Annotated in this window: 2 protein-coding genes and 1 pseudogene; 2 read left to right on the top strand and 1 reads right to left on the bottom strand. The window is 54.7% G+C overall.

Annotated elements, in window-relative coordinates:
* Positions 1-115: 115 nt before the first annotated feature.
* Positions 116-334: pseudogene (locus BSG17_RS25770) on the top strand (ABC transporter permease); the annotation flags it as partial.
* A 236-nt stretch (positions 335-570) separates the two neighbouring features.
* On the opposite strand, the gene BSG17_RS29015 reads toward BSG17_RS25770, so the two are convergent.
* A complete protein-coding gene (locus tag BSG17_RS29015) occupies positions 571-894 on the bottom strand; it encodes a DUF7837 family putative zinc-binding protein (protein ID WP_449271726.1) in 324 nt (107 codons plus the stop codon).
* A 377-nt stretch (positions 895-1,271) separates the two neighbouring features.
* Between BSG17_RS29015 and BSG17_RS27420 the strand changes: the two genes are divergently transcribed.
* The gene (locus BSG17_RS27420; RefSeq protein WP_170864968.1) at positions 1,272-1,718 is read left to right on the top strand and encodes a hypothetical protein; all 447 of its coding nucleotides are present in this window, start codon (positions 1,272-1,274) and stop codon (positions 1,716-1,718) included.
* Positions 1,719-1,973: the final 255 nt, after the last annotated feature.

Raw genomic sequence — 1,973 nt, 5'->3', positions numbered from 1 at the left:
ACTGCATCTTCTGAGTTCAAGAACCAGGTTCTGACACCGTGAAAGCGTGAATAATTGATCCCATCCCGACGCAGTCTTGCGTTCAACGAGGCATTCTCAGGCCAACTCACGGGGGATCGCTGCCCAGGCAAGCCTCGCCTTCCTCGGGTTCGGTGACCCGACGATGACGAGTTGGGGACGGATGCTCCGGCAGGTGTTCGAGTCCGGCAACATCCAAATCGCGTGGTGGTGGGTGTTCCCGCCTGCCATCAGTATTGCGCTCATCACGACATCGGTGTTCCTCATCGGCCGCGCGTACGAGGAAGTCATCAACCCGGAGATCCAGACAGACTAATGACGGTACTCGATATCGAAGATCTGAAAGTCACGTACAGCACGCAAGACGGCGCAGTTCACGATCCGCGTCACTCTCGTTCGTCGGCAGCCTGCCGCATCGGCGGTTCACCGAAATGGTCGTAACAGGGCATCCACGGGGCGTTGATCGTTCGTTGGCACGGATTTCCGTCAGCACACTCTCGGAAACAGATGTAGTGTCCGTCGTCGTTTTGGGGAGCAACGGTGTGCTTACGTTCAGTTGTGCGTAGGCTTGACATCGGATACTCCTGTCGTCGTGTCGGTTGCTTCTCGGCTCGCCAATACTGTCCTCACAAGCGTACTCTTGCGATGGTCCACCATGAGATGTCGCTGGAGCGCTTTGCGAGTGGTACAACTACCTCCGCAGAGTGGGCACGCGAGAGACTGTTCTCTCGGGCTGGTCTCTCCGTTCATTCGGGTGGTCCCGTTGACGACGGTATCACACTGCGAGCACGCAACGAACTGCCCAACTGTGCCACTCGCCTTCTCGGATTGGATGAGTAGCGACGACGACGGGAGCAACCGTCCACAGTCGGGCAAACACTGAGTGATGACTGTTGTGCTGACATGATGGGGATGTAGTGGGAGCGGATATGCCCCTACGAGAGTATTCTCAACTGAGTTCCTAAATTGTTCCCATTAATAACAATGGCATTGAAAAGATAGCCGGCGATTCACACCACTTATAGGAATTATTCAGCTACAGACAATATATAAAATCGACACTAAAGCGTGATGTTTTCTGCAGAGATTGACACAGTTTCGTGATGGTACGCGTCACCTTCCTCGCCGTCGAACACTTCTCGTGTCCCTTTGGAACCTAACGAGTGCTTTCACGGCCGAAGACAGTCTCAACGGTCCGCACATACGTGTTTCTCTGTAGCGAGCGTCTCTCTATCATGGTAACTTCGACTAGAGTGATCATCGTCGTCCTCTGTGTGCTTGCACTGAGTTCGGTGACGAGTGCCCAGCCCATCGCTGCTCCAGGTGGACTTACAGACGGTACACCACCCGCTTTCGATGAATCGGCCTCCACACAACCGGTCTTCACTCTCCGCGTAACAGACGGCCGTCCTTGTGGACCGACCTGTGTGGTTGCAACTGGGACGATCGAGAATGCGGGTGAAACGGCCGTTCACGATGTGGTCGGTATTGTCGTCATCATGGCTGACGATCGTGTCATCTGGAGTGGGTCACAGGCAGTCGGAAACCTGCAGGTCGACGAAGCGAAGACCGTCACCCAACGAATTCGGGTTTCATTCCTCGATGTTGCACGACTCAAGGGCGCCCAGACCGTGACCGTGCGCGCGACGGTTGTGACGGCTGAAGGAACGTACACTGAAGACCACGTGTTCGCGCGTTGACCAGTGGATTCAAGAGTAGCGGTTCTGGACCAGACAGCGAGGTCATCGAGGTCGATTCCAGCCTTCAATTGAATTTGGAAAACATGATTGCACCGATATTATGGACAACGCAGGCGCTCAAACCTCGCCCTTTAGAGCGGGGATACAGCGCCGCCTTTGGTCGAAACTACTGAAATCACAACAGTTGAGTGCCCACACTGCGTATCTTGAAAGTCTGGACGATGGACTCTCATCGACTCTCGGCAGTCCACAAAC

Origin of the sequence: Halogranum amylolyticum, from assembly GCF_900110465.1 — an archaeon.
In the GTDB taxonomy this organism is placed as follows: domain Archaea; phylum Halobacteriota; class Halobacteria; order Halobacteriales; family Haloferacaceae; genus Halogranum; species Halogranum amylolyticum.
This window is presented reverse-complemented; position numbering and strand designations above follow the sequence as displayed.